Raw genomic sequence first — 1,849 nt, 5'->3', positions numbered from 1 at the left:
AGCAGATTTAGTTTGTGTTTAAAGTGACTATAAATTAGCTATAAATCAAATAAAAAACAAATGTCAAACTGAGCTTGTCGAAGTTTCTCAAATTATAAACAACAAAACTATGATTAATTACATCATTCAAGTAATTTTATTTCAAGTATTATTCTTGGCGATTTATGATTTCTTTTTAAGCAAAGAAACCTTTTTTACCAAAAACAGATGGTATTTGTTAAGTACACCAATTGTGTCTTTTTTGTTACCATTAATAAAAATACCGACGTTTCAAAAAGCAGTTCCGCAAGAATTTATAGTAGATCTTCCAGAAATTGTGTTTTCTCCAGAAAAAGTAATTCAAAAAACTTCTTGGTATCAATCTTTAAGCTATGTAGATATTATTTTTGGGATAGGTGTTATTGTTTTTAGTGTATTGTTTATTTCTAAACTCTATGCAATCATCAACTTGATACGTTCTTATAGACTGATAAAAAAAGACGGATACACATTGGTATTAATACCTAAACAAACCAAAGCATTTTCCTTTTTTAACTTCATTTTTATAGGAGCAGAAATCTCTGAAATTCAAAAAGAACAAATTGTAGCACATGAATTGGTGCACAGCAAACAAAAACACACCTTAGATTTATTGTTTTTTGAACTTTTAAAAATAGTGATGTGGTTTAACCCTTTGCTTTTTACTTATCAGAAAAGAATTACGTTGGTACACGAATATATTTCTGATGAAGTTGCCACAAAATCTGCACCCAAAGAAAATTATATCAATCAATTACTATCTAATTTTTTTCAGGTAGAAAATATTGCATTTATCAATCAGTTTTACAAACAAACATTACTTAAAAAAAGAATTATTATGATGAAGAAAAACAAATCTAAAAAAATGAATCAATTAAAATATTTGGTATTGATTCCTGTACTAATTTCTATGCTTTTTTATACTTCTTGTGCTTCTAAAGTAATAAATAAACCAACTTCCAAATCTGAAAAATTATTAATTGAAAAGCAAAAAGTGAAAGATTTAGAACTTAAAAGTATTTCTCTTGAAAACAAAATTCTTAAAGATTCAATTAATAAATTAAACAGGGATAGATATTTTTATTTTAAAAAATCTGAAATTTTAAAAAATACGATTTCTAAAAAGTCCAAAAACCGAATAAAAGTACTTGAAACATTAGGAATAGCTCAGAAAGTTGAAATCCAAAAAGAAGTAAACTTTATGACCATAGAAAAAGCACCAACTTTTCCAGGTTGTGAAGAAGGAGATAAAGATTGCTTCAACAAAAAAATTCAAAAACATTTTAAAGTAAACTTCAACAAAGGTTTACCAAATCAATTAGGCTTATCATCTGGTAAAAAAAGAATATTTATTGGTTTTAAAGTAAACACTGAAGGAAATGTTGTAGAAGTTAGAGCAAGAGCACCACATCCAAAAATTGAGGACGAAGTAATTAGAGTAATGAAACTTTTACCTAAGATGATTCCTGGAGAAAATAAAGAAGAAAAAGTTGCAGTAAATTATAATATTCCATTTGCAATCGAAGTAAAATAAATTCATGAAAAAGAAAATTTTAATTATATTGTTATTTACAGTACTAAAAGTTGGGGCACAAACCCCAACTTTTTCTGCGATTGATAGTTTGTTCGAAAATGGGAGGTATCAGTTGGCTTTACAACAATTAAATGCAATAAAAACCCCAACTTTTTTATCAAACTACAAAACAGCAATTATTTACGAATCTATAGATAATTACAAAAAGACCATCCATTTTTTAGAAAATGCATTAACCTTTAAAGAAGATAAAAAAGCGAGTTTAAAGTTAGCAAAAGCTTATTTAAGACTTTCTAA

General features: G+C 26.6%; 2 protein-coding genes. Both read left to right on the top strand.

The annotated features are described in order from the left end of the window. Positions 1-109: 109 nt before the first annotated feature. Positions 110-1,552, top strand: coding sequence for a M56 family metallopeptidase (locus ACTG3S_RS04095; protein ID WP_439128103.1), 1,443 nt, complete (start codon positions 110-112; stop codon positions 1,550-1,552). A 4-nt stretch (positions 1,553-1,556) separates the two neighbouring features. Beyond that, a partial coding sequence (locus ACTG3S_RS04090; protein WP_439128102.1) for a hypothetical protein occupies positions 1,557-1,849 on the top strand: 293 nt, incomplete at its 3' end.

The sequence above is a fragment of the Polaribacter sp. genome (assembly GCF_965656025.1).
In the GTDB taxonomy this organism is placed as follows: domain Bacteria; phylum Bacteroidota; class Bacteroidia; order Flavobacteriales; family Flavobacteriaceae; genus Polaribacter.
Note: the sequence above shows the minus strand (reverse complement) of the source record. Positions and strands in the feature narration are given on the sequence as shown.